Source organism: Kitasatospora sp. NPDC024654 (assembly GCF_055559155.1).
Genome location: NZ_JBVHLF010000001.1, coordinates 155,455 through 178,710 on the forward strand (window position 1 = coordinate 155,455; position 23,256 = coordinate 178,710).

A 23,256-nucleotide genomic window follows, 5' to 3' on the forward strand; every position below is an offset into this window, starting at 1 on the left:
GGCCGGGCCGCACGGGAGCAGCATGAGAGCCGGGTTTCGCCTGGGCCCGAAGGCCCACGGGCGGGGCCCGGCTCCGCTGTTCCGCCGCGGCACGTCCGCGCCCCCGCCCGTCGGGGGTGTGCGCCACCCCGCCTCGCGCCGCGGTCCTGCTCCGTTGTTCCGCAGGTGTGCCGTGCCGCGCACGGCCGGTGGAAGGGACGCACATGCCGTACCGGCTCGACATCATCCAGGGCGACTGGCCCGCCGAGGAGCTCCGCAAGGGCGTCGAAGGCCTGCTGGCCGAGTCCATGGTGCTCACCCTGGCCACCGCGGGGCCCGAGCACGGCCCGCACGCCAACCTCGCCTTCTTCGCCTTCGACGACGACCTCTGCCTCTACTTCGTCAGCGAGCGCTCCACCCGGCACAGCCTGCACCTGGCCGAGGAGGCCCGGGCGGCGGCCACCGTCTTCCTGCCGCCGCCGGTCTTCGGCGAGCAACTGCGCGGGGTCCAGCTGCTCGGCCGGGCCGGCGAGGCCCGGGGGCGGCAGGCGCGGGAGGCGCTGACGGCCTACCAGGGCCGCTACCCGGTCTTCGCCCGGGACGCCGACACGAGGGCGCAGTACCTGGCCGGCGGGGGTGCGGCGGCGCTCTACCGGTTCCAGGTCGAGGAGCTGACCGCGGTGGACGAGCCGCACTTCGGCCGTCGCAACTACCTGCGGGCTCGGGTGTGCAGGTAGGCCGACCTGTCCAGGTCTTTTCGAGATGTTGTCTGTACAACTTGGCGATTGTTGGCCCGGTCGTCGCCACTCGGACACCTGCGCGACACCCCGGCCGAGCAGTCTGGTCGCCATGAGAGTCATCGTCGTAGGAGCAGGCGTGCTCGGCACCATGCACGCCTGGCAGGCCGTCGAGCGCGGCCACGAAGTCGTCCACATCGAGCGCGAGGCGGAGGCGCGCGGGGCGTCGGTCCGCAACTTCGGCCTGGTCTGGGTCAGCGGGCGGTCGAGCGGCGAGGAGCTGGCCACCGCGCTGCGCGCCCGGGAGCTGTGGGAGGGCATCGGCGCCCGGGTGCCGGCGCTCGGCTTCCGGCCCTCCGGCTCGCTGACCGTGATCCGCACCGAGGCCGAACTCGCCGTCGTCGAGCAGGCGTTGACGATGGACGACGCCGAGGCACGCGGCTTCCGGCTGCTCGACGCGGCGGAGACCCGGACGGTCAACCCGGCGCTGCGCGGCAAGCTGCTCGGCGCGCTCTGGTGCGAGCGGGACGGCGCCGTCGAGCCGCGCACCGCCCAGCCCGCGCTGCGCGAGGCGCTGTTGGCGAGCGGCCGGTACACCTTCCTGCCCGGCCGCGAGGTGCGCGAGGTGATCGGCGAGCACGCGGTGCGCGACGATCACGGCGACGTGCACACCGGCGACGTCGTGGTGCTCTGCACCGGCGCCTGGCTGGGCGGCCTGGTCCGCGAGCTGGCCCCCGAACTCCCGGTCCGCCGGGTGCGGCTGCAGATGATGCAGACCGACCCGCTGGACGAGCCGCTGACCACCGCGGTGGCCGACGGCGACAGCTTCCGCTACTACCCCGCCTTCGCCGGCACCGCGCTGGACGCGCTGCGCGCCGCCCAGCCGCAGCCGCCGGTGGCCGCCGAGCACAAGATGCAGCTGCTGATGGTCCAGCGCGAGGACGGCGGGCTGACCATCGGCGACACCCACGAGTACGAGCACCCGTTCTCCTTCGACGTGGTCGAGGAGCCGTACGAGCACCTGGCCGGCGTGGCCGAGGAGCTGCTCGGCCGCCCGCTGCCGCGGATCCGCCGCCGCTGGGCCGGGGTGTACGCGCAGTGCGTCGACACCACCCGGGTGGTGCACCGCGAGCGGGTGCGCGACGGCGTCTGGCTGGTCACCGGCCCGGGCGGACGCGGCATGACCTGCTCGCCGGCGATCGCCGAGACCACCGCGAACCTTCTCAACCTGTAAGGACCCCTGAGCAATGAACGCCATCAGCACTGATCTCCGGAGCACTGACATCCGCCTGGTCGTCCTGGACATGGCCGGCACCACGGTCGCCGACGACGGCCTGGTCGAGCAGGCCTTCCAGGCCGCCGCCGGCGCGCTCGGGGTCGAGGCCGGCAGCCCGGAGCACCAGCGGATGCTGGAGCACGTCCGGGCCACCATGGGCGAGTCCAAGATCTCGGTCTTCCGCCACCTGTTCGGCGCCGAGGAGAAGGCCCAGCGGGCCAACATCGCCTTCGAGCAGGCCTACCACGACCTGGTGGACGCCGGGCACTGCGCGCCGATCCCGGGCGCGGCCGAGGCCATCGCCGAACTCCGCGGCCAGGGCCGCAAGGTGGTGCTCACCACCGGCTTCTCGCGGGGCACCCAGGACCGGATCCTCAAGGCGCTGGGCTGGCAGGACATCGCCGACCTGACGCTCTGCCCGGCCGACGCGGGCCGCGGCCGTCCGTTCCCCGACCTGGCGCTCACCGCGCTGCTGCGCACCGGGACCGACTCGGTGCGCGAGATGGCCGTCGCCGGCGACACCGGCTACGACATGCTGACCGGCACCCGGGCCGGCGCCTCGGTGGTGGCCGGCGTGCTGACCGGCGCGCACGACGCCGAGCGGCTGCGGGCGGACGGCGCGACCCACGTGCTGGGCTCGATCGCGGAGCTGCCGGCGCTGCTGGCCGGCTGACGGCACGGACACCGGGCGGGCCCCGGGCGGTTGCGACCGCGATGCCGTTGCTCCAGCCGGCCGTGGGGCATCGGCCTCCGGGCGACCGGCGGTGCCGCGCCCGCTTCGCTCCGCCCGGGTTGTCGCTCCCCCACTTCCCGCTGTCGCACCCACCGGTGAGTGGCAACGGGAAGTGGGACGGCACGGCGGTGCTCAGGACGACGAACACGGGCAGGCCGTGGCAGTGGCGGCGATCCGCGGAGATGGCGCCGAGGGGCGTCAGCCGGACGTGGGCGGCTGACGGTCGCGGATCCTCGGCAGCCAGCGGCACAGTGCCACCGCGAGCAGGACGGCCGCGCCGAGCAGCGCCACGGCCGTGGCGTGGCCGCCGACCTTCCACACCTGGCCGATGGTCATGAAGAGCATCAGGAAGGCGACGGGAGACCCGGCCAGCGCTGCGGCGGCCGGACCGTACCGGCCGCGCAGCCCGGCGGGCCCGGCCACGGCGAGCAGCGCGAGTTCCGCCGCGCCGAGCGCCAGAGCCAGCGCCATGCTGGCGGTGCCGTAGTTCAGCGACGTCACCGGCCCCAGCCCGAGCGCGGTGTTGAGCAGGAGGCCGCCCACCAGCGCTCCCGCCAAGGCGCTCCAGGTGCGCCGGCGGGTAGCCGGCCCGAGCAGGTCGCGCGGTGCGGCCAGCAGGATCAGCACCCACAGTGCCTGCGGCCCGCACGGGAGGGCGACCTCGTGGACCAGCCGAAAGGCCCACAGGTCAGCCCACCCCACAGCGGCCATCTCCTGGTTGATCACGCAGGTCAGCGTCAGCAGCAGGCCGACCAGACCGGACAGCCGGGCAGTCGCCCAGCGCCCGAACACGGCCGCGACGGCGGCCACCAGTGAGAGCAGCAGGCCACACTGGCCGGCCAGGAAGGCGATGTCGAAGCTGCCGTACTCCGCCCCCAGGACCTGGGTCAGCATCCCGTGTCGCTGCCAGCTCGCCAGGTCTCTCAGCTGCGACGCGAGTCCGCCGGCCACCGCCGCCGTCGCCGCGAACGGTGCGGCCAGTGCCGCCAACTGCGCGAGCACCCCGTCGGAGCTGGTCCCGAGCCGCAGCCGCACTCCGTGCCCGGCCAGGTCGACCACCTCGCGCGCGGTGGCCCAGCGCCCCACGTCGGCGGTGGTGTCCGCGAACACCGCGGCCAACTCCTCAACCCCGCTCCCGCCGATAGGCGGCCGGGTGGAGCAGCAGCGCCAGCTTCAACCCGCGCCCGCTCACGAGGCGAACCCGGTGCGCAGCTTCGGGCTGCGGGCGGGGGTGGAGAGCCGGCGCTCGGCTTCGGCGGCGATCGCTCGCAGCCGGTCCGCCTCGGCGGTCAGCACCTCGCGCCCGCTGTCGCTGAGCGCGTAGGTCCGGCGGGCTCGGCCGTCCACCACCTCCTCGCTGTCCACCCGGACCAGTCCCTGTTTGAGCAGGCGGTCCAGCGCTCCGTAGAGCGTCCCGGTACGCAGTTTCACTCGGCCCCCGGAGATCGTGGCGACCTCCTGGAGCAGTGCGTACCCGTGCCGGGGCGCATCGGCCAGTGCGGTGAGCAGGAGCAGGGTGGGCTCCTGCATCGAACGATCAGTCATGGTCCTACATATATCGGTGACTTGCATATGCAGTCCAGGGTAGTCCGGATGGCGTACGAACTCGTGACGAACGGCCGTACGAGGACGCCTGGCCGACCGCTGGCGGCCGGTGACCGACTGTGCCACGATGCTCACCGAAGCTGACTGATCATCATTGGGGGAGATCGTGAGCAACGGCAGAGCGACCCGCGCGCACCACCACGTGACACCTGCGGGCAGCCGGTGAACTGGCCACCGCTGCGACCCGATCCGGAGCTGTCCCGGGCGGTGCTGGTCGGCGTCGGCAGCTTCACCGACCCGGGCCTGCCCGGCCTGCCGGAGGCACAGCCGTCCGTCGACGAGCTGGCGGACGCGCTGACCGGCCCGACCGGGCCGCTGCGCCGGGACCGGGTGACCCGGATCGTGGACCCGCGCTCCCCGGCGGACGTGCTGCGCCCGCTCGCCGTGGCCGCCGCCGACACCGCCGGCCTGCTGCTCTTCCATTACGTCGGGCACGGCGTGAAGGACGGCGCCGGCCGGCTGCACCTGGCGCTGCCCGGCACCGACGCCCACCCCGACCACGTGCCGCGCACCGCGCTCTCCGCGCAGGCCGTGCTGGAGCTGGTCGGCGGCACCGCGACCACGGCCCGGCACCGGGCCGCCTGGCTGGACTGCTGCTTCGGCGGGCTGGCGCTGGACCTCCCGGCGGCGGCGGACGTCAACCTGCTCACCGCCGCCAGCCGGACCCGCAAGGCGCTGGTCCCGCCCGGGAGCCGGACCACGGCCTTCACCGCCGAACTCACCGGCCTGTTGCGTCACGGGGTGCCCGACGGCCCGGAGTACCTGGACCTGCCGCTGCTGCACCGGTGGGTCGCACTGGCCCTGGAGAGCGTCCCGGAGGGGATGTCCCGGCACACCCAGCCGCCCAACCCGTGCCACCGCCTGGTGGACAGTGGTGGCGAGTTGGCGATCGCCCGGAACGTGGCGCACGGCACCGCGCTGACCCGGGGCGGGCTGCTGGAGCGCGCCCGGTTCGCCTACCGGGTGGCCGACGCGGCGCGGGACGGGCGCAAGGCGCAGGCCGCCGAGCTGCTCGCCGCGATCGTCGTGGACGCCCGGCGGGCGCTGGGCCCGACCGATCCGGACACCCTGCGGCTGCGGCACGCGCACGCCTGGGTGGTCGGCGAGGCGGCGGGCCGGCAGGCCTGCCTGGAGCTGCTCGGCCCGCTGCTGGCCGATCTGGCGGAGACGCTGCCCGCCGACCACCCGGAGCTGCGGCGGGCCCGCGAGAGCCTGCGCGGCTGGACCCTCGTGGGAACCGAGTGAACCGGTGGCACGGCGTCACTCGGCCGGTACGCCCGCTGTCAGGAGGGGCGCCGGGCCGCCGTCGGTGAACCAGCCGAGGGCCTTCGTGACCCGGCGGACGTGGTACCCCTCGCAGACGCTGGAGAGGTCCTTCGGGGTGACCCAGTCGAAGCCGCGCAGGTCGGGGCCGGCGTCCCGCAGCGGGCGCGCCAAGTCCGCCTGGTTCCGGGTGAGTTGCCGGACAAAGACGAAGTTGTACCCCTCGCGGGCATCCTTGGCGGGGTCGGCCGCCGAGTAGTCGACCAACGCGAGGTCCGTCCCCGTGATCGGGAGCGAGAGGCCGAGCTGCGCGCCCACCAGCCGGCGGGCGGCCCGGTGTGGCGGCTCGTCCGGGGCGGCGTGGCCACCGGGGAGCCAACGGCACGGCCGGTGCGCCATGTCGAGGAGGACGAAGTGCTCGCCGTCGGGGTGGACGAGGACGGCCTGCCCGGCGATCCGGCGGGCGGGCGGCCTCCTGGAGTGCGCACGGTCCCGGGTGGTGCGCGGTGCCGGGGCGGGTGCGGATCTGTGGCCCAGCTCGGCCGTGATCCGGTCGTGCACGGCCCGCATCACGCTCAGCGTGGCGTCCAGTTCGGTGGCGCCCGCACCCGTTCCGGTGCTCACCTGGTGACTGAGCTGTCGACCGAGGGCGCGAAGGTTGGCCAGCGCCTCCGCGCGGTCGTACGGGCGGCCGAGGCTGCTGCCGGGCGGCGGCAGGGGTTTAGCGGGCATCGGGCAACTCCTCGTCAGCTGGGGGGTGTTCGGGAGCGTCGGTGCCCAGATGGGCGACGCAGCGCAGGCATGCGCACGGGGTGTCCTGGTGGCTGTGCCGGCTCCGGTACGGTTCGGCCAGGCGGACGCGGTCACTGGTCAGTTCGCGCTGCTCGCCCTCGGCGGTGATCCGGTAGACCCGGATGGTCAGCATGCTCTTGGCCACTGATCGACCTCATGTTGCTTGACAGATGGGGCAGTTGGGCCAGCCCAGAGGGCACGGTCCGGCCGCGTTGGATGCGGCCCAGGCAGCGGGCGTGCTCCAGGACGAAGTCAGTGAGCGCCTGAACCGTCCGAACGTTGCAACCGCCCAGTTCGACGTGAATGCCTTCGGGAAGCAGGGTGATTCGTCCGAGGCCCGGGAGCGGCGGCAGTTCGGCCAGCTCGAATGCGTCTTCGAGCTGCCGGATTGCGGATCGGGCCAGGGCGCGCAGCTCGCGTGCCATGCGCTGATCTTCGGTCTCAATTCGACCTTCCAATGGTGGAGTTCACCTCCTCATGGATGCCAGTACGAGGTTCTCTCGCCCTTCGGTGGCTGGTGAGCTGCCGGAGGGGGGTTCAGAGTCCCGTACGATTGGGAAACCATGCAACTACGCTATGGAAAAAGCATAGTTGGAGTTGATCATTGAACCGCAAGAAGCTTGATCCTCAGTCGTCACCGCTGGCCGGCTTCGGCTCACAACTCCGCACGTCACGTGAGGCTCGGGGATGGTCACAGGATGAGCTTGGTGACGTTATGGAGTACTCGGGTAGCTACATCTCGAACGTGGAAGTCGCGCGCAAGTCTCCATCACTGAAGTTCGCAAAGTCAGCTGACGCTGCCTTAGGGACAGGACAGACGCTCGAACTGATGTGGTTGGGGCTCAGGCGCAAAGGGTTTCTCGAAGGCTTCCCCGAGCACGCTGCCCAGGAGGCACGCGCCACTGAGATCAGGATCTTCGAACCGAACGTGATCCCGGGACTTCTTCAGGCGCCGGAGTACGCCACCGCACTCGAAGCGGCGGCGGTTGAACGAGGGCGTACTACACCCCAACAGGCAGAAGAGCGAGTGAGGTTCCTCGCCACGCGGCAACGGCTACTCAGGAAGAGGGTGCCGCCCCTCGTTCACGCGATCATGGATGAGAGCTGCATCCGTCGGCCGATCGGGGGTGCGGCTGTCATGCGGACTCAGCTTGATCACTTGGCCGACATGGTGAGTCGGCCCCATGTGATCATTCAAATCGTGCCGCATGGCCTGACAGAGGACGTTCCGTTCAGAGCTGTCATGACGCTGCTCACCTTCGCCGACCGGTCAGTGATCGGGTACACCGAATCGGTTCAACAGGGCTACGTGGTGAGGGAGGACGAGACTGTTAGGGCATGGGAGAGGGCCTACCATCAGCTACAGGTGGAAGCGCCATCGAAGGCTGCATCCCTTGACCTGATTTGCAACGCAAGAAAGGAACTGAGCCCATGACCAATCTAGACCTGTCCGGCGCTTCCTGGTTCAAGTCGAGCTACAGCGGTAACGGCGGAACGTGCGTTGAGGTCGCCCCCAACTTCCCCGGTGTCGTCCCCGTCCGTGACTCGAAGGACCCCGAGGGGCCTGCCCTGGTGCTCCCGGCGGGTGCTTGGGCGTCGTTCGTCGCCGGGGTCAAGGCGGGCGCGTTCTCGACCCTCTGACGAGCCTGTGAAGTCCAACTTGCAGCCCCGGTAAGGCTCTCGTCTTCCGGGGCTGTTCACTGCCCATCCGCAGGCGGGCCGTTGCGGTCGCCATGTGCGCGGTCTTGCTGACGACGCGAGACCGGACGATGGTGGGTTTCACAGAGTCGGCAAGCCGGCGGGCTTCACCGAAAGGATCTCCAGCATGGATGTCGAGTTGAGCGCCGCAAGCTGGGTGAAGTCGAGCTACAGCACCAACGGCGGCTCCTGCGTTGAGGTGGCCCCCAACTTCTCCGGTGTCGTCCCCGTCCGTGACTCGAAGGACCCCGAGGGACCCGCCCTGGTGCTCCCGGCGGGCGCCTGGGCGTCGTTCGTCGCCGGGGTCAAGGCGGGCGCGTTCCCGACCCTCTGACGGGTGAGCACCCGCTCGTCGTCTCAGGTGATCCGGCCCGTCCCGGACTGCTACCGTCCCGACTCGGGTGAAGCTGCCGTGGTCTCACATGCCTCAGCGGCGGTCGGTCCGATCGCGTGAGTGGGCTGGGACCGCCGGTGCGTCCAGGTCGAGGTGAGAGGGTGGCGGAGTGGAGAACAGCGCGGGTGCGGTCAGGACGGTCGAGGTGGTCGACTACAACCCGGCATGGCCCGAGCAGTTCGCCGCGGAGCGGGCTCTGCTGGCCCAGGTGCTACCCGAAGCGCTTGCCATCGAACACGTCGGTTCAACCAGCGTGCCTGGTCTGTGCGCCAAACCGACCATCGACGTGCTCGTGGTCGTCGACGACGTCGGCGTGGTACTCGACCGGCAGGCTGCTCTGAGTCGGCTCGGCTACGAGTACCGTCCCGGCTCGTTCGCCGATGACGAGCAGCACCTCTTCTTCCGAAAGGTCGAGGGCGGCAAGCGGACCCACCATCTGCACGTCCTGGCGGCCAGTTCCCCCGTTCCCGAGCGGTACCGACTGTTTCGTGACTACCTCGTGTCCGACAGCGACGCCGCCGGTCGTTACGGCCGCATCAAGCAAGCTCCGGCCAGCCGGTACTCCACCGAGCGTGCCCGCTACGTCGCCGAGAAGTCCGAGATCGTCGCCGCCTTCATGGCACAGGCACAGCGATGGCGAGCGGCCCGCTGAGGCAGCCGGCCCGCTCGGCGGGGTGAGCACACTGGGGGCATGACGGCCAACACGTCGGGCGGCTCGGGCGTCGGTGTCACCGGGCTGGTGGTGACCCCGCCGGACGAGACGAAGTCGGTCACCCTCAGCCGGCCGGGCGCCAGCACGCCGCCCGTCACGGACGGCTCCGGCTCCCCGGTGAAGGTCGGCCCGATGGGAAGCGCCGGTCAGGGCGACTGACCCGCATTCGTCCCACCCCCGTCGCGAGCGTGGGACTTCGACGACAGCTTCCGGAGCCGGCCGCAGAAGTGGATCAACGGCTGCCATCACCCCCGGCGTGGCGGATTGAGCCAGCCCCCGTCCTGGAACTCGGCAGGGACCTCGTCCCCCCACGGATCGATCCCGCGACGCTCCAGCTCGTCGAACCAGCGGTCCCGCTGGGACGCGGGGAGCCGCTGTCCGCACCAGGGGCAGAAGTCGATCCCGACGCTCGACGCGCCGCCGTCATGGATGATCAGCCCGTACTCCTGGAACCTGGCGCTGAAGCGGATCAGTGCGTCCGGGCAGGTGAAGGGGTCGTCGTGCTGGTCGCAGGACCAGTTCACCCGGTTCGTCATCGCCTCGCAGCAGTGGTCGGTCATGGTCCACGCCCCTCGTCGATCAGCTCCGCCGCATGCGCGACGTCCCCCGGGCCGCGCCCGCGCCCGCCACGGGTTGACGGCGGGCGCGGATCGTCGGGGACGGTTACGGCAGGTAGTACATCGGGTTGGGCAGCTTGAAGCCCTTCTGCGCGTGGCCGCCGGACAGGTCGCTGTACTGGTCGCCGAAGTTGGCCACGATGTGGTAGCCGAGGCTCTCGATATGGGCCCGGGTACCGGCCTTGTACTCGTCGGTGGTGCAGGTCGCGCCGCAGCTCAGGTACGGCGGGGGCGTGGTCGGGTTCTTCATGAAGAGGTTCGCGTCGCCCGCGGTGGGGAAGCCGACCGCCGCGAGGTTGGCCTCCGTGGCGGCCCGCTGGGACTCGGAACGCCCGGTGATGTAGAAGATCGTGTAGCCCTGCTGCTGGGCCCAGGTCGCCATCTGGTTCATGCCGAAGACGGCGGGCATGGTCTTGGTGGCGATGTACTGCGCGTTGCTGACCGGGTTGTAGACGAAGGTCGTCTCCAACTCGTAGTTGTACGTGGACAGCGAGGTGTCGTCCACGTCGAGGACGATCGCCTTCTTCTCGGCGTGGTTGTGCCGACTCTGCTGGGTCAGGTACTTCTCGGCCTGGGACTCGATGCCCCGGACCTGAAGGGCGTAGTTGCTGGTCGCGGAAGGCCAGTGCTCGCCGTTGGCGTCGACGGTGTCACCGTAGTACGCCTTGATCTTGGCCACCTCGTCGGTCATGTTGGTGATCTGACGGTCGGTCCGGGGCGCGGAGGCGTCCGCCGCCGCGAATCCCCCTCCGGCCACCACCGCACCGGCGACCACGCCGGCGGTGAGGGTGGCCAGTTGTCGCCAACCGGGCGTCAGAGTGCGCGTAGGCATGGGGTGATGGCTCTCCTTCTGCCGGTCCGGGACGGCGTGGATCGCCGTCGGCCGGTGCGGCGGCTTCGTGGTGCCCCGAACCGTAAGTGTGATGAACCTGGCTGGTCAAGCATCGTCTACGCGGATGGATACGACCCGTCAGGCGTCCTCGCCCGGTGCGGCTGGGCGTGACGTGGGAAAGCACGCCGAGTACCTCCTCGGTCGCAAGGCCCACTACATCGTGATCGTCAAGGGCAACCAGAAGACGACGACACCGGTTTCTGCCCTTTCGCCTGTCCTGGCGGACCTTCTCGCACACTCGTGCCCGGCGGTAGACGTGAACCTTATCCCCTTGCCGGCCGAGAAAGGCCCACCATGCGCGCGCACGACCCGGACCGCCCCGCCGAACAGCAGCCGGTCTCACCACCTGGTCGTGTCGCCGCACCAGCGGCCCAAAACCCCGCTCCGGCGGGGCACCTGACACCCGCGATGCTCCTGTCCCTGCAACGCACCGTCGGGAACACCGCGGTGACCCACCTGATCCAGCAGGCCCAGCACCAGCACGGCTCCGGCTGCGGCCATGACCAGGCCCAGCCGGCCCCCGTCCAACGCTCCGCCGCCCACGACGTCCTGCGCGGCTCGGGCAAGCCCCTGGACACACCGCTCCGCCACGAGATGGAAGCCCGCCTCGGCGCGGACTTCTCCGACGTCCGCCTCCACACCGGCGCCACCGCCCAGCGCTCCGCCGCTGAACTCGGTGCCCGGGCCTACACTTCCGGCAATCACGTCGTCATCGGCAACGGCGGAGGCGACAAGCACACCCTCGCCCACGAACTCACCCACGTCATCCAACAACGCCAAGGCCCCGTCACCGGAACCGACAACGGCGACGGGCTTCAGGTCTCCGACCCCTCCGACAGCTTCGAACGCGCAGCCGAAGCGAACGCCCAGCGGGTCATGTCCGGTCCCGTGACCGCCCCCTCCGGCCCCATCTCCGAGCAGGCCGAGGACGCGGGGCACGCCAGCCACGTCCAGCGTGCCCCCAGCACCGGTACAGCCGCGGTGCAACGAGCCCCAGGCATCGAGCTCCTGCGAGGCCACGACCCCGCCCCCAACGACACCACTCCGCTGCGGGACTGGGCCACCCTGCGCAGCTCCGTGCAGCAGCCGCAGCAGCTCACCGCGGTGGACGTCCACCAGATCCTGCTGACCTACCAGAAGCTGTCGAACGGCTGGAGCAGTGGCATGGGCGAGGTGCAGCAGGCACTCAGCAACAGGTTCGGGGAGATCGAGAACGTTCCGGAGACCCAGGTTCAGTTCGGCCCAGTTGTGATGGCGGGGGGAGTGCCCCGCGGCACGTCTGTGGTGGCCCACCCACTGACATTGAGAGGCGCCGCTGGTTCCGACGCGACCGCCGGCACCTATGCCGGACTCGGTGGAGCGGTGGAAGGGCACCTCCTCAACGCACACCTCCACGGCCCGGCCAGCCCGCAGAACCTCGCGCCATTCTCGAAGCGGCTCAACACCATGCACAGCCGTGTGGTCGAGGAACCCCTCAAGAAAATGGTCTACAACGATCGTGGCACCTTCCACTACTCGGTCAAGGTGGAAGGCGACCCCGCGAATCCCCTTCCTGCGGGGATCACTTGTCACGTCATCGAGCTCGAGGACGACGGCACGAGGAGGCTCGACGGCTACGAGCAGAAGGTTGAGATCGATCAGAACGGAAACGTGAATTACCTGATCGACCAGACGGGGGACGCTCCCGCACCGAACGATCCACTCGACTTCGACCACGCCGATGAGAAAAATCACGACCCCGGACTCGCCACCCTGTGGAACCAGTTGAGGTTCCCCTGGACCAGAGAGTACGGACAGGTGGTCAGCGAAGTACTGGAGACGGCACACCGGGCCGTCAGCACGTACGAAACCCAGCATCACGGCGCCTCCTCACTCGCCGATCTGCCCCGCACGGCCGTCACGTTCACGACCGGCGCCTTCTACGACGTCGACGAGGACGGCCGCACAGTCGCCGTCGAGATGGGCAGCTCGATGGTCGCCAACCCGCTCACCCTGCTGCCACCAGCCGGGCAGACAGGCTTCGAACCGGAGGGCGGTGCCTGGGGACTCGGCGCCATTCGCGGCCACCTCCTCAACCACCATCTCCACGGCCCCGCTGAACCGCGCAATCTCGTCCCCATGAGCAACAGCCTCAACCAGCGGTTCGAGCGGGACGTCGAGAGCCACGTCAAGCGCATGGTGCTCGAAGAGGGGAGGGTCCTGCGGTTCGAGGTGCAGATGCTGGGCAACGGCGATCAGTTCGGATTCGAAGACGTACCGGACGCACTGAGCTACCTGGTCCAGGAGTACCGCCGGAACCCGCAGACCGGCGCCTGGCAGCTGAGCCCCGCCCCGCTGCTTCAAGGCAGTCTCTCCAACAACACCGACGCGGACTACGACGGCTGATCCCGCCCCCTCTCATCAGGTGCCACTTCCGTGATCAAGAGATGCTCCAAGCCCCCGCAGCCAAGGCTTCGGTGGAGTCGCGTGACGTCCGGTTCGTGATCACGTGAGGCCGAGGACGGTCAGCGGGCGTCGTGGGTCGAGGGCGTCGCGTCCGGTCGCCGTGCGCTGTCGGACCACGAACTCGTGACTCGACGGACCGCTACACGTGGCCGAGGAGCTCCTCGCGCCGCGCCAGTGCCCAGGCGCGTTCCTCCTCGATCTCCGGGACGAAGTCCTGCCGCAGGAACGAGGCCCAGGGGTCCTCGCCGAGTACGCCCAGGCGCGCGATCCGCTCGGCCTCGTCACGTTGCAGCCGCGCCAGCGCGTCGAGGACGTCGGCCGGGTCCGCGCCGTAGGCGGCGCACAGCAGTTGGAGCCGTCGCGCGAGCGGTGCGCCGGCCTCGCCGTAGCCGACCCTGCGCTGGCGCTCGGGAAGCCGTAGCGGCACGCCGTACCAGGCCAGTTGCGCGAGATCCTCCAGGGCCTCGCCGGGAACGGCCAGATCCCAGTCGATGAAACCCACCAGCCGGTCGTCCGCCCAGACCGAGTTCCAGCTGGTGAGGTCTCCATGACGCATGATCAGACCGGGACGCCAGTGGGCGCCGCCGTCGCACCACACGGCCCGCGGCGAGGGCCGGAAGTCGCGTACCGCCTCGTGGTAGTCGCGCAGCCACCGTCCGAGCGCGGTCACGCCCTCGTCCGCGAGGAGTGCTCGCGGCCACGGGTACAGCCCGACCTCGCCGTGCAACAGCGACACCACCTCCTCGCCCCCGTCGGGGCCGGTGCCCAGGACGCGCGGCGCGCCGGGGAATCCGACCCGTTCCAGGTGGCGGAGCAGTTCGTGCACCGCGGGGGTCCACACGCGCCAGGGCCGGCGGATGGTCTCGCCTTCACGGCGCACCACCGAGAGGCCGCCCCGCATCGACTCACCGTCCTGGATCACGGCGGGGAGCCTACAGACGATCGTCCGAGGTGTCGCGGGTTTTGTTTCCGGCCCGGCACCGCAAACCCCCGCCGGCCGGTCCCGCGGCGGGGCGGCCGTGCTCGTCGACGATCCCGCTCGGCCTACAGGTGCTCGGTCAGCTTCCCGGCCGCCCAGTCCGCCCACTGCCCGGCCGTCTGGGAGCTGCGGATCCCGAACTCCAGGGCCAGCCACTCGCAGACCTGGGCCGGGTCGCCGGCCCACTCCGCCCCGTCGCGCAGGCTCTCCAGGAAGGTGTGCCGGTCCTGGTTGCGGCGGGCGAACTCCTTCAGGTAGGCGGCACCTTCCTCGCGAGGCAGTGTCCACAGGAAGAAGACGCGCAGGAGGGCGGCGCTGCGGTAGGCGCTGTCGCCGCCGGACTCGGTCAGCCACCGTTGCAGCTCGGCCCGCCCGGTGTCGGTGATGCCGTACTCGCGGCGGTTGCGGGCGCCGGTGCCGGTGACCTCGATCAGGCCGGCCTCGCTGAGTCTGGCGAGCTCGCCGTAGACCTGGCTCTGTTTCGCGGGCCAGACCATGGCGAGCGAGGTCTCGAACCGCTTGAGCAGGTCGTATCCGCTGCTGGGGGTCTCGGCCAGTAGGCCCAGGACGGCGTGGCGCAGGCTCATGCGTTCACTCTACTACCAAGTCGACAGGTCAGCCTGGACAGATTCGCTCTGACCGGTCATTCTATGACCGTCCAAGTTTGGAATGTCGTACGTCTCCGAAGGAGATCACTCAGGTGAACTACGTCCGCGGCTTCGCGCCCTGGATCTGCTACGCGGCGCTGAGCGCCTTCAACTGGCGGCTGGGGATGTGCGCGGCGGCGGCCATCGCCGTCGTCCTGCTCGTCAACCAGGTGCGCCAACACGGCGCCGACCTGCTGTCCAGCGCCACCTGCGTCTTCTTCGTGGTGATGGCCGTGATCGCGGTGGCCGATCCGACGTCGGGTCTGCACCGGTGGCTCTGCGCCCTGTCCAACGGGACGCTGGCGGTCGTGGCGTTCGGCTCGCTCGCCGTCGGCCGGCCCTTCACGCTCGCCATCGCGCGCACCCAGGTTCCCGAGGAGTTCTGGAACGCGCCGCGCTTCATCCACGTCAACAAGGTCCTGACCAGCGTGTGGGCCGCCGCCTTCGCCGCCTCGGCGACCGGTTGCGCCCTGATCGTCGGCTGCGCCCACTCCAACGCCACGGCGCTCACCGCCGTGCAGGTGCTCGCCTTCGTGGTCCCGTTCGTCTTCACGGGCAAGTACACCGCGCACGCCCAGGCCGCCGCGGACCGGGCGGCGGCGGGCCAGGTCTCGTAGCGCGTCCACGTGACACGTGGTGCCGGGGGGCACCACGAACCCGTGAGAGCCCGGTCGTCCGAGCTCTCACGGGTGCCCGACGTGCGATGTCAGACCTGGTGCGCGGTCCCCGCGTACCGCTGGGCGAACCGCGTCCCGGTGCCGGCGGTGACCGTGACGTCGTAGCGTCCGTCGCCGTCGAGCGGCCAGTCGATGGTCGCGGTCCGGCCGGCGTCCACCCAGACGGTCTTCGGGCCGCCGCCGAAGTCGTTCGCGGTGGCGGTGAAACTCACCGCCCCCTCACCGTCGTTGGTGCACTCCAGGCGGATCAGCTTGGGGTCGCGCAGGTCGGCGGAGACGATCGGGACGGGCACGTCCTCCTGCTCCGCGCGGATCACCGTCCCGGCGAACCGGGTCACGAAGCCGTCCGCGCCGTGCACGGTGAAGTCGTACCGGCCGTCGGTGGTCGAGGCGTCCCAGACGTAGCTCGCGCTCTTCCCCGCCGCGACGGTGAACGGGGTGCCCGCGAACGGCTGCACGATGTTCGGGTAGACGGTGAAGCTGAAGCCCACCGTGCCGAAGTTGGTCATCGTGCAGGTGACCTTCCCGGTCTCCCGGTCCACGTCGACGTCGGCCCACGGGCGGTACGGCAGCGGGCGGTGCGGGCGGGTGCCGCGCTCCTGGCTCGGCATCGACTGGGCGCCGAGCGCCGGCAGCGCGACCGGCGGCAGCGAGGCGGCCGCGTCCGCCTTGGCCATCAGCGCGTTGGTGTCAGGCAGTCGGGGAATCGAGTAGTCCGGCTTGCGGAAGTCGAAGCAGCTGGTGAGGTCGCCGCAGACGGTGCGCCGCCAGTCGGAGATGTTGGGCTCGTGCACGCCGGTCACCACCTCCAGGAAGCGCAGCACCGAGGTGTGGTCGAACACCTGCGAGTTGACCCAGCCGCCGCGCGACCAGGGCGAGGCCACCCAGAGCGGTACCCGGTTGCCCAGGCCGATCGCCCGGCCCTGGGTGAACTCGTGGGCGGTGCCCGGCTCCGGGGTGGGCGGGACCACGTGGTCGAAGTAGCCGTCGTTCTCGTCGTACATCACCAGGAACACGGTGTGCTCCCAGACGTCCGGGTTCGACATCAGCGACTGCAGCGCGGAGTTGACCCACCAGGCGCCGTAGTCCGGGCTGGCGTTGGGGTGTTCGCAGAACAGGTAGGGAGCGACCAGCCAGGAGACCGTGGGCAGGCTGCCGTCCTTGCAGTGCTGGTCGAAGGCGGTGAGGTCGAACTTGGTCATCGCGTTGACGTAACGCGGGTCGTCGGTGGGGAACTCGTGGAACTGCTTGAAGTACGACAGGGCGTTGTCGTCGTAGTCGCCGGTGCGGTCGTCCTCGCTCGGGTTGTGGTAGACCCGCCAGCTGATCCCGGCCGCCTCCAGCCGCTCGGCGTAGGTGGTCCAGTCGGCCACCGGGTTCTGGGTGACCGGGGTGTTGTCGATCCACGGGCCGGTGGTGCCGTCCACGCCCGGGCCGGAGGTGCCGGTCCACAGGTAGAGCCGGTTGGGGTCGGTGGGGCCGGCCAGTGAGCAGAAGTACGCGTCGCACAGGGTGAACGCGTCGGCCAGCGCGTACTGGTAGGGGATGTCGTCGCGGGTGAAGTAGCCCATGGTGCGCTCGCCCTTGGCGGCCACCCACTTGTTCAGCGCGCCGTCGTTGATCGCCTGGTGGCTGGTCGCCCAGTCGTGGGCCAGGCCGGCGGCGTTCTGCGCGTTGTACCTGCTGGTGTCCATCCGGTACGGCAGCATCACGCCACCGTCGCTGCGGCCGGCGTCCGGCTGGCGGAACACGCTGTCGCCGCCCGGGAACCGCAGCGCCTGCTTGTCGTCGAAGCCGCGGACGCCGTTGAGGGTGCCGAAGTAGTGGTCGAAGCTGCGGTTCTCCTGCATCAGGATCACCACGTGCTTGACGTCGGATATGTCGCCCTTGTGCTTGGTCCTGGACCGGCTGTCGGGCTGCGCGGTGGCGGGGGCGGCGGCCTGGGCCGCGGTGGGCAGGCCGACCACGGCGGCGGCACCGACCGCGGCCGCGGCGCCCATCAGGGTACGGCGGTTGAGCTCGGACATGGCGGGACCTTTCAGAGCGCGAAGGTGGCGACGGCGGCGGCGGTGTCCGAGGGCCAGCCGTTGCCGGCGGTGTTCGGATCGGGCGCGGGCCAGCCGGTGGCGATGGTGTGCGCCTCCTGCATCGAGAGGCGGCCGGCGTACTGGACGTAGTCGATCCGGTCCTGTGGCTCGGGCTTGGCACCGCGCTGTTTGCGGGTCGGCGACCAGGTGTTGCCCGGGAGCTCGGCCGGATCCGGGTGGTCCTCGCGGAACGCGTCGGTCAGGCCGGCGGCCTCCACGGCCACCGTGACCGGCCAGGCGAGCACGGCGCCGTCGTGCGAGGCGGCGGTGGCGGGCGTCCAGTCCAGGTGCGAGGGGGAGGAGAGCTCGGCGGCCAGCACCACCGGGACGACGCCGACCAGGTCGGCCGCCATCGCCGAGAGCAGCCGCCGTGCCTGCTGGTAACGGACCGAGGCGGTCTCGCCGGCGGTCACCTGGGCGGCGCTCTGGCCGTCCTGGACGGCGTACGGGCCGTAGGAGTTCTCGTCCAGGTGGGCCGTCCAGACCCGGACCGGGTGGCCGCCCGGCAGCTGCACGGTGGCTCCGGCGGCGGGCAGCGCGGCCGTCGCCGGCGTCACGTCCGTGAGCGGGTAGCGGCTCAGCAGGCCGACGCTGCCCGGGCTCTGGTAGGCGTACCAGCCGAGCGCGGTGGCCAGCGCCTGGGCGTTGGTGCCGGCCGTCTCCTGCAGACCGACCACGTCCCAGCCCTGGGTGAGGATCACCCGCAGCTGCTTCTCGAAGCCGTCGGTGGTGTGGGTGCCGGCGTCCCAGAGGTTCCAACTCGCCACCTTGAGGCGCGGCTTGGCCTTCGCCGGGTCGACCACCGGGATCTGGACCGTGACGGTGTCGGTGGCGCCGGTGCTGTCCTTGACGGCGACCGCGATCAGCGCCGGGCGGTTCAGCGGGCGTCCCGGCGCGGTGCCCGTGACCGTGCCGTCCGCGCTGACCGACAGCCAGGAGTCGCCGATGCCCGGCGCCCGGCGGAAGCTCGGGCTGCCCGCCGGGTTGCCGGCCGGGCGGCACCACAGGCCGGCGAGCTTCACGCTGACCGCAGCGCCGGGCGCGACCGGGGTGGCGGTCAGCGCGTCCACCGCGCTGTGCGGCGGGACGATCGCGGGCCTGGGGGTGAAGCTGAACGGCGCGGTCTGGGCGAGGATGCCGTAGCCGTCCTTGGCCAGCAGGTACGCGGTGTACGGGCCGCCGGTGAGCGCCGAGGTGTCCAGGGTGAGGCTGCCGGAGGTGCCCGGGGTGTACTGCCAGAGGAGGGAGGACCCGTTGCCCGGCTGGCGGGTGCCGTCGTAGATGCCGATCCAGTTCTTGGGGTCCGGTGCGTCGGTGGTCCACTGGAAGGTGAGCTTGTCGCCTTCGGTGGGAGTGGTCGGGGTGCTCAGGGAGATCGAGCTGCCTGTGGCCACGGGTGTCCTGTCCGCCGGTGGGGCTGAGTGAGGGTCAGTTGGCTGGACAACTCTGCAATGGACTGGCCAACTTCCGCGACGGATCGCACATGAACTCGATATGACGGAAGGGCGGAAATCGGCCAAACCGGGCCGCCGGTGGGTGACGGCCGCCAGGATGGTCAAGGACCTTCACCCCCAGGTAACCCTGGAGCCCACCATGACCTCCCTCCTCCGCAGCATCACCTTCGACTGCCACGACCCGCGCGCCCTGGCCGGCTTCTGGTCCGAGGTCACCGGCTGGCCGGTCGACGTGGACGACGACGACCCCACCACCCCCGAGTTCGCCGTCACCCCACCACCCGGCAGCGGCGGCCCACGACTGCTCTTCATCCCCGTCCCCGAGGGCAAGGCCGTCAAGAACCGCCTCCACCTCGACCTCCAGCCCACCGACCACCCCCCGCGAGGCCGAGGTCGACCGCCTGCTCACCCTCGGCGCCACCCTCCACACCGACCACCGCCGCCCCGACGGCACCGGCTGGGCCCTGCTCCTCGACCCCGAGGGCAACGAGTTCCGCGTCGAACGCAGCGCGGCGGAACGGGAGTAGTGCTCGGACCGACCGGCGGATGGTGGGCGGCGTCCATGGACCGGTCGGTCCTCCCCGGGAAACCGGCTTGCCGGCGCCCCGGACGGCCCTCCATGATCACCTGACACGCGGTGCTCGCGACCGTCCCAGGAGGGGGAAACCATGAACACCGAGCTGGCCAGGGCCTGGGAGCTCTTCGACGCCGGCGATCCGCAGGGCGCGATGCGGACCCTGCGGATCGCGGCGGACGCCCTGCCGTCCGCCGAGGTCGCGCCGCTGGTGGAGAAGCTCGCCCGGGGAGCCGGCTTCGACGACCTGGCCGAGGCCTCGGCCGCGCTCGCCGCCCACCCCGAGGACGCCACGCGGCTCTACGAGTTCGGGTACGCCTGCGTCGAGCGCGGCGTCCCCTACCTTGCCGTCCCGGCCCTCCGGGCGTCCCTCGCGCTGCGCCCCGGGCGGCAGACGCTGCTGGAGCTGGCCGTCGCGCTGGAGGACGGGGAACGGCACGCCGACGCCGTCGACCTCCTCCAGGAGCACGAGAGCCGGACGGCCGACTGGCCGGACCGCTATCTCCTGGTCCACAACGCGCTGATGAACGGCCGGCTGGACCTCGCCCGGCAGGTCTTCGGCACCCTCACCGCACCCGACGAGAACTGGGCGCCGGCCGCCGACCGGATCCGCCGCATCCTCGCGCGCGCGACGGACGCCGCCCCGGTCGACCGGACCGACTTGCGCGGCTGGCACTTCACGCTCACCGGTGGCCTGCTCACCACCCTGTCGCCGTTCGGCTTCCAGCAGGGCATGACCGGTCGCTGGGCCTTCCTCCAGGACAGCTTCGACTCGTGCCGGTACGGCCTGGAGCGGCTGCGCGCGGTGCTGACGGCCGCCGGCCGCCGGCCCACCTCGGTCGGGCTGCTCCCGGACCGCGGCAGCCGGGCCCTGGGCCTGGCCGCGGCCCGGCTGCTCGGCCTGCCCGCCGTGCCCTACCGTCCCGGTACCCCGGACGCGCTGGTCGTCGCCTACGACCTCAACGCCTGCGACCAGGAGCTGGTCGGCCGGCTGCGCGACCGCGCCCCGGGCGAGGTCCTGTACGAGCACGCGACGTGCTGGACCGCGCCCCCGGTCGTCCCGGCCGACGTCTCCACCCTGTTGGTGCAGACCGTGATCGCGCCGTGGGAGCCCGGCCCGCCCTTCACCGCCGACCCGAAGCCGGCGGACGACCGCTCTCCCGAGGACCTCGCCGAGGCGATCTCCACCGCCTCCGTCGAGCCGGATCCCGGCGACGGCGGTACCCCCGCCGACCCCGACGAGCTGCTCACCTCGTTCGCCGCCCGGGTCCGTGGCAGCTGGCTCACCGGCCCCCGCGACCGCGTCCGCTCCGCCGGCCCGGTCCCCAGCTCCCGCTTCGCCTGAGCGACCGGTCCCGGGCCCGCGGGCGATCCGGGCGCTACCGCTACGCCCGGCACCCCGGTGGCGCCGAGGTGGCGTGCGTCGATTGGCGGCCCGAACCGGTGGCCCGCGTCATCGGCTGGTGCACCGCGGTGAGCCGGTACGACGCCGTGAGCCGGCCCCCGCGGGCGTGCGGGGGCCGGCTCACCGGGCAACGGGGTCTCAGTGCGAGGAGCGCAGGTTCAGCAGGATCACGCCCGCGATGATCAGCGCTATCCCGATCAGCTGCGGTTTGCCCAGGTGCTCGCCGAACGCGGCGACGCCTATCGCGGCGACCGCCGCCGTGCCCGCGCCGGACCAGACCGCGTAGGCGACCGAGACCGGGATGTGCTTCAGGGCCTGGCCGAGCAGCAGGAAGGACAGCACGTAGCCGATCCCCACCCCCACGCTCGGCCACAGCCGGCTGAATCCGTCGGTCAGTTTGAGGCAGCTGGTGGCGCAGACCTCACTTGCGATGGCGAGGGCGAGCAGGAGATAGGGCATGGTGGCTATTCTGCTGGGCCGGCGAGGGTCGGGTCGGCGAGGGTGAGGCTGCCCAGCAGCGTCAGGTCCGCGTGGACCAGGCTGTCCAGCAGCGTCACCCGCGGCGCCGCGGCGATCGGCACGGTGGACGGCACCGCGAGCACGGCGCACCCGGCCGCGTGGGCGGAGGCGACGCCGGTCGGGGTGTCCTCGACCGCGACGCACACCGCCGGGTCCAGGCCGAGGCGGGCGGCGGCGGCCAGGTACGGGTCGGGCTCGGGCTTGGTGCGTGCGGTGTCCTCGGCGGCCAGCGTCACCGTGAACCACTCGCGGCCCAGGGTGCCCAGCACCAGGTCGACCACCTCGCGCGGCGAGGCGGAGACCAGCGCGGTGGGCACCGCGGCGTCCCGCAGCGCGCTCAGCAGGTCGAGCGCGCCGGGTCGCGGCACCACCTGGGTGGCGACCCGGGAGAGGAACAACTCGCCCAGCCGGTCGGCGAGTTCGCCGGTGCCCGGGGAGCCCGGCACCACCCGGTCCAGGTGCGCCGCGGTGTGTTCGACGGCCTGCCCGAGCACCTCGGGGAGGTCCGACTCGCCCAGCTGGTAGCCGAGTTCGGCCGCCACCTCGGCGGTGGCCTGCCACCACAGGTGCTCGGTGTCGACCAGGGTGCCGTCCATGTCGAACAGGACGGCGGAGGGGAGGATGGGAAAGGTCATCAGCCGTATCACTGCCCGGCCGTGACGCGGCGGTCCACCAGGACCGGACGGTCGGGCAGGGTGACCTCGGCCGTGCCGCCGACCGGCAGCAGGGCGGCCTCGTCGGTCGGCAGGTCGGCCTTGACCTGGGTGCCGTCGGGGAGGGTGACGGTGAGCCGGGTCACCGCGCCGAGGAAGCTGGCGCCGGTGACCACGGCGGAGCCGCCGGGGGTCAGGCCGACGTTCTCCGGGCGGACCAGCACGTCCAGCGCGCCGTCGGCCGGCAGCTCGCCGTCCACCGCGTGCCGGCGGCCGAGCACCTCGACGCCCTCGGCGGCGCGGACGGCCGGGATCCGGCTCATCGTGCCGACGAACTCCGCGACGAACGCGGTGGCCGGGCGGGCGTAGAGCTCGGACGGCGTGGCGCACTGCTCCAGGCGCCCGGCCCGCAGCACCGCGACCCGGTCGGCCATCGACAGCGCCTCCTCCTGGTCGTGCGTCACGAACAGGGTGGTGATGCCGAGCTCCTGCTGCAGTCGCCGGATCTCCTCGCGCAGGGTGAGCCGGACCTTGGCGTCCAGCGCGGAGAGCGGCTCGTCGAGCAGCAGCACCCGCGGCTGCAGGGCCAGCGCGCGGGCCAGCGCGACGCGCTGCTGCTGGCCGCCGGACATCTGGTGCGGGAAGTGCTCGGCGCGCTGTCCGAGGCCGACCAGCTCCAGCAACTCCAGCGCGCGGGTGCGCCGTTCGGCCTTGCCCTGGCCGCGCATCCGCAGCCCGAACGCGACATTGTCGACGGCGCTGAGGTGCGGGAAGAGGCTGTAGGACTGGAACACCATGCCCGCGTCGCGCTTGTGCGCCGGGGTCCGGGTGACGTCCTCCCCGTCGACCAGGACCTCACCCGAGTCGTGCGTCTCGAAGCCGGCCAGGATCCGCAGCGCGGTGGTCTTGCCGCAGCCGGACGGGCCGAGCAGGGCGAGCAGCTCGCCCGGTCGCACGGTCAGGTCGAGGCCGTCGAGCGCCGTGGTGCTGCCGAACGTCCGCCGCAGCGAACGGAATTCGACGGTCGCGCTGCCCGGGTGGAGCGGCGAGCCGCCGGCCGGGGCGGTGAGCTGGGAGGTGGTCATGGCGGTGAACTCCTGGATGGGGGTGAAACGTTG

Annotated in this window: 25 protein-coding genes and 2 pseudogenes; 14 read left to right on the forward strand and 13 right to left on the reverse strand. The window is 71.5% G+C overall.

Features of this window, described 5'->3' with window-relative positions; genetic code table 11:
• Positions 1 to 203: 203 nt before the first annotated feature.
• From ACZ38L_RS00655 to ACZ38L_RS00665, 3 genes are all read left to right on the forward strand, one after another.
• Positions 204 to 716 (forward strand): pyridoxamine 5'-phosphate oxidase family protein, encoded by a 513-nt coding sequence (locus ACZ38L_RS00655; RefSeq protein ID WP_465687824.1) that lies wholly within the window; start codon positions 204 to 206, stop codon positions 714 to 716.
• A 112-nt stretch (positions 717 to 828) separates the two neighbouring features.
• Positions 829 to 1,950 carry a TIGR03364 family FAD-dependent oxidoreductase gene (locus tag ACZ38L_RS00660; protein ID WP_465687826.1) on the forward strand — a complete coding sequence of 374 codons (1,122 nt, stop codon included), beginning with the start codon at positions 829 to 831 and terminating at the stop codon, positions 1,948 to 1,950.
• Positions 1,951 to 1,963: 13 nt separating this feature from the next.
• Positions 1,964 to 2,665: a phosphonatase-like hydrolase gene (locus ACZ38L_RS00665; RefSeq protein ID WP_465687828.1), complete on the forward strand. Its 702-nt coding sequence runs from the start codon at positions 1,964 to 1,966 to the stop codon at positions 2,663 to 2,665.
• 258 nt (positions 2,666 to 2,923) lie between these two features.
• Here ACZ38L_RS00665 and ACZ38L_RS00670 read toward each other — a convergent pair whose 3' ends face one another.
• Together ACZ38L_RS00670 and ACZ38L_RS00675 are read right to left on the reverse strand one after the other, a co-directional pair.
• On the reverse strand, positions 2,924 to 3,835 hold the full coding sequence (locus ACZ38L_RS00670; protein WP_465687830.1) for a hypothetical protein: 912 nt from the start codon (positions 3,833 to 3,835) through the stop codon (positions 2,924 to 2,926).
• A gap of 78 nt (positions 3,836 to 3,913) precedes the next feature.
• On the reverse strand, positions 3,914 to 4,270 hold the full coding sequence (locus ACZ38L_RS00675) for a PadR family transcriptional regulator (RefSeq protein ID WP_465687832.1): 357 nt from the start codon (positions 4,268 to 4,270) through the stop codon (positions 3,914 to 3,916).
• Positions 4,271 to 4,492: 222 nt separating this feature from the next.
• Between ACZ38L_RS00675 and ACZ38L_RS00680 the strand changes: the two genes are divergently transcribed.
• A complete protein-coding gene (locus ACZ38L_RS00680; protein WP_465687834.1) occupies positions 4,493 to 5,575 on the forward strand; it encodes a caspase, EACC1-associated type in 1,083 nt (360 codons plus the stop codon).
• A gap of 15 nt (positions 5,576 to 5,590) precedes the next feature.
• On the opposite strand, the gene ACZ38L_RS00685 is transcribed toward ACZ38L_RS00680, so the two are convergent.
• Positions 5,591 to 6,325, reverse strand: a complete 735-nt coding sequence (locus ACZ38L_RS00685) for an NUDIX domain-containing protein (protein ID WP_465687836.1) — start codon at positions 6,323 to 6,325, stop codon at positions 5,591 to 5,593.
• Positions 6,315 to 6,530 (reverse strand): hypothetical protein, encoded by a 216-nt coding sequence (locus ACZ38L_RS00690; protein WP_465687838.1) that lies wholly within the window; start codon positions 6,528 to 6,530, stop codon positions 6,315 to 6,317. The genes ACZ38L_RS00685 and ACZ38L_RS00690 overlap by 11 nt, the downstream gene beginning before the upstream one ends.
• A gap of 91 nt (positions 6,531 to 6,621) precedes the next feature.
• Here ACZ38L_RS00690 and ACZ38L_RS00695 point away from each other — a divergent pair, with 91 nt between their 5' ends.
• From ACZ38L_RS00695 to ACZ38L_RS00720, 6 genes and pseudogenes are all read left to right on the forward strand, one after another.
• Entirely contained in the window at positions 6,622 to 6,906 is a 285-nt protein-coding gene (locus ACZ38L_RS00695; RefSeq protein WP_465687840.1) for a hypothetical protein, read from the forward strand.
• An 83-nt stretch (positions 6,907 to 6,989) separates the two neighbouring features.
• On the forward strand, positions 6,990 to 7,820 hold the full coding sequence (locus ACZ38L_RS00700) for a helix-turn-helix domain-containing protein (protein WP_465687842.1): 831 nt from the start codon (positions 6,990 to 6,992) through the stop codon (positions 7,818 to 7,820).
• The gene (locus tag ACZ38L_RS00705) at positions 7,817 to 8,026 is read left to right on the forward strand and encodes a DUF397 domain-containing protein (protein ID WP_465687844.1); all 210 of its coding nucleotides are present in this window, start codon (positions 7,817 to 7,819) and stop codon (positions 8,024 to 8,026) included. The genes ACZ38L_RS00700 and ACZ38L_RS00705 overlap by 4 nt, the downstream gene beginning before the upstream one ends.
• Before the next feature lie 184 nt (positions 8,027 to 8,210).
• A complete protein-coding gene (locus tag ACZ38L_RS00710; RefSeq protein WP_465687846.1) occupies positions 8,211 to 8,417 on the forward strand; it encodes a DUF397 domain-containing protein in 207 nt (68 codons plus the stop codon).
• A 169-nt stretch (positions 8,418 to 8,586) separates the two neighbouring features.
• Positions 8,587 to 9,129: a GrpB family protein gene (locus tag ACZ38L_RS00715; RefSeq protein ID WP_465687848.1), complete on the forward strand. Its 543-nt coding sequence runs from the start codon at positions 8,587 to 8,589 to the stop codon at positions 9,127 to 9,129.
• A 48-nt stretch (positions 9,130 to 9,177) separates the two neighbouring features.
• Positions 9,178 to 9,348: pseudogene (locus ACZ38L_RS00720) on the forward strand (DUF4232 domain-containing protein); the annotation flags it as partial.
• 86 nt (positions 9,349 to 9,434) lie between these two features.
• Here the strand turns inward: ACZ38L_RS00720 and ACZ38L_RS00725 are convergent.
• Positions 9,435 to 9,749, reverse strand: coding sequence for a DUF6980 family protein (locus ACZ38L_RS00725; RefSeq protein WP_465687850.1), 315 nt, complete (start codon positions 9,747 to 9,749; stop codon positions 9,435 to 9,437).
• Positions 9,750 to 9,852: 103 nt separating this feature from the next.
• Entirely contained in the window at positions 9,853 to 10,638 is a 786-nt protein-coding gene (locus tag ACZ38L_RS00730; RefSeq protein ID WP_465687852.1) for an HAD family acid phosphatase, read from the reverse strand.
• A gap of 468 nt (positions 10,639 to 11,106) precedes the next feature.
• On the opposite strand from ACZ38L_RS00730, the gene ACZ38L_RS00735 reads away from it, so the two are divergent.
• Positions 11,107 to 13,083 carry an eCIS core domain-containing protein gene (locus ACZ38L_RS00735; RefSeq protein WP_465687854.1) on the forward strand — a complete coding sequence of 659 codons (1,977 nt, stop codon included), beginning with the start codon at positions 11,107 to 11,109 and terminating at the stop codon, positions 13,081 to 13,083.
• A gap of 199 nt (positions 13,084 to 13,282) precedes the next feature.
• Here ACZ38L_RS00735 and ACZ38L_RS00740 read toward each other — a convergent pair whose 3' ends face one another.
• Both ACZ38L_RS00740 and ACZ38L_RS00745 read right to left on the reverse strand, forming a co-directional pair.
• Positions 13,283 to 14,065 (reverse strand): phosphotransferase, encoded by a 783-nt coding sequence (locus tag ACZ38L_RS00740; RefSeq protein WP_465687856.1) that lies wholly within the window; start codon positions 14,063 to 14,065, stop codon positions 13,283 to 13,285.
• 122 nt (positions 14,066 to 14,187) lie between these two features.
• Positions 14,188 to 14,709 (reverse strand): PadR family transcriptional regulator, encoded by a 522-nt coding sequence (locus tag ACZ38L_RS00745; protein ID WP_465687858.1) that lies wholly within the window; start codon positions 14,707 to 14,709, stop codon positions 14,188 to 14,190.
• Between the two features lie 113 nt (positions 14,710 to 14,822).
• Between ACZ38L_RS00745 and ACZ38L_RS00750 the strand changes: the two genes are divergently transcribed.
• On the forward strand, positions 14,823 to 15,386 hold the full coding sequence (locus tag ACZ38L_RS00750) for a hypothetical protein (protein ID WP_465687860.1): 564 nt from the start codon (positions 14,823 to 14,825) through the stop codon (positions 15,384 to 15,386).
• A gap of 89 nt (positions 15,387 to 15,475) precedes the next feature.
• Here the strand turns inward: ACZ38L_RS00750 and ACZ38L_RS00755 are convergent, their stop codons facing one another.
• Complete coding sequence (locus ACZ38L_RS00755; RefSeq protein WP_465687862.1) at positions 15,476 to 17,473, reverse strand: phosphocholine-specific phospholipase C; 1,998 nt, start codon at positions 17,471 to 17,473, stop codon at positions 15,476 to 15,478.
• A gap of 11 nt (positions 17,474 to 17,484) precedes the next feature.
• Positions 17,485 to 18,927, reverse strand: a complete 1,443-nt coding sequence (locus ACZ38L_RS00760) for an endonuclease/exonuclease/phosphatase family protein (protein WP_465687864.1) — start codon at positions 18,925 to 18,927, stop codon at positions 17,485 to 17,487.
• Between the two features lie 199 nt (positions 18,928 to 19,126).
• Here ACZ38L_RS00760 and ACZ38L_RS00765 point away from each other — a divergent pair.
• A pseudogene (locus tag ACZ38L_RS00765) lies at positions 19,127 to 19,514 on the forward strand (VOC family protein).
• A 141-nt stretch (positions 19,515 to 19,655) separates the two neighbouring features.
• Positions 19,656 to 20,906: a tetratricopeptide repeat protein gene (locus ACZ38L_RS00770; RefSeq protein WP_465687866.1), complete on the forward strand. Its 1,251-nt coding sequence runs from the start codon at positions 19,656 to 19,658 to the stop codon at positions 20,904 to 20,906.
• Between the two features lie 198 nt (positions 20,907 to 21,104).
• Here the strand turns inward: ACZ38L_RS00770 and ACZ38L_RS00775 are convergent, their stop codons facing one another.
• From ACZ38L_RS00775 to ACZ38L_RS00785, 3 genes are read right to left on the reverse strand one after another with little or no spacing between them, the layout of a single operon-like run.
• Positions 21,105 to 21,425, reverse strand: a complete 321-nt coding sequence (locus ACZ38L_RS00775; RefSeq protein ID WP_465687867.1) for a DMT family transporter — start codon at positions 21,423 to 21,425, stop codon at positions 21,105 to 21,107.
• A 5-nt stretch (positions 21,426 to 21,430) separates the two neighbouring features.
• Complete coding sequence (locus ACZ38L_RS00780; protein ID WP_465687868.1) at positions 21,431 to 22,120, reverse strand: HAD family hydrolase; 690 nt, start codon at positions 22,118 to 22,120, stop codon at positions 21,431 to 21,433.
• 8 nt (positions 22,121 to 22,128) lie between these two features.
• The gene (locus tag ACZ38L_RS00785; RefSeq protein ID WP_465687869.1) at positions 22,129 to 23,223 is read right to left on the reverse strand and encodes an ABC transporter ATP-binding protein; all 1,095 of its coding nucleotides are present in this window, start codon (positions 23,221 to 23,223) and stop codon (positions 22,129 to 22,131) included.
• Positions 23,224 to 23,256: the final 33 nt, after the last annotated feature.

Excerpts from the sequence above, each read along its gene's own strand:
- ACZ38L_RS00655 (WP_465687824.1), top strand. The coding sequence starts at position 204 with ATGCCGTACCGGCTCGACATCATCCAGGGCGACTGGCCCGCCGAGGAG.
- ACZ38L_RS00660 (WP_465687826.1), top strand. The coding sequence starts at position 829 with ATGAGAGTCATCGTCGTAGGAGCAGGCGTGCTCGGCACCATGCACGCC.
- ACZ38L_RS00665 (WP_465687828.1), top strand. The coding sequence starts at position 1,964 with ATGAACGCCATCAGCACTGATCTCCGGAGCACTGACATCCGCCTGGTC.
- ACZ38L_RS00675 (WP_465687832.1), bottom strand. The coding sequence starts at position 4,270 with ATGACTGATCGTTCGATGCAGGAGCCCACCCTGCTCCTGCTCACCGCA.
- ACZ38L_RS00685 (WP_465687836.1), bottom strand. The coding sequence starts at position 6,325 with ATGCCCGCTAAACCCCTGCCGCCGCCCGGCAGCAGCCTCGGCCGCCCG.
- ACZ38L_RS00705 (WP_465687844.1), top strand. The coding sequence starts at position 7,817 with ATGACCAATCTAGACCTGTCCGGCGCTTCCTGGTTCAAGTCGAGCTAC.
- ACZ38L_RS00710 (WP_465687846.1), top strand. The coding sequence starts at position 8,211 with ATGGATGTCGAGTTGAGCGCCGCAAGCTGGGTGAAGTCGAGCTACAGC.
- ACZ38L_RS00725 (WP_465687850.1), bottom strand. The coding sequence starts at position 9,749 with ATGACCGACCACTGCTGCGAGGCGATGACGAACCGGGTGAACTGGTCC.
- ACZ38L_RS00730 (WP_465687852.1), bottom strand. The coding sequence starts at position 10,638 with ATGCCTACGCGCACTCTGACGCCCGGTTGGCGACAACTGGCCACCCTC.
- ACZ38L_RS00735 (WP_465687854.1), top strand. The coding sequence starts at position 11,107 with ATGCTCCTGTCCCTGCAACGCACCGTCGGGAACACCGCGGTGACCCAC.
- ACZ38L_RS00745 (WP_465687858.1), bottom strand. The coding sequence starts at position 14,709 with ATGAGCCTGCGCCACGCCGTCCTGGGCCTACTGGCCGAGACCCCCAGC.
- ACZ38L_RS00755 (WP_465687862.1), bottom strand. The coding sequence starts at position 17,473 with ATGTCCGAGCTCAACCGCCGTACCCTGATGGGCGCCGCGGCCGCGGTC.
- ACZ38L_RS00770 (WP_465687866.1), top strand. The coding sequence starts at position 19,656 with ATGAACACCGAGCTGGCCAGGGCCTGGGAGCTCTTCGACGCCGGCGAT.
- ACZ38L_RS00775 (WP_465687867.1), bottom strand. The coding sequence starts at position 21,425 with ATGCCCTATCTCCTGCTCGCCCTCGCCATCGCAAGTGAGGTCTGCGCC.
- ACZ38L_RS00780 (WP_465687868.1), bottom strand. The coding sequence starts at position 22,120 with ATGACCTTTCCCATCCTCCCCTCCGCCGTCCTGTTCGACATGGACGGC.
- ACZ38L_RS00785 (WP_465687869.1), bottom strand. The coding sequence starts at position 23,223 with ATGACCACCTCCCAGCTCACCGCCCCGGCCGGCGGCTCGCCGCTCCAC.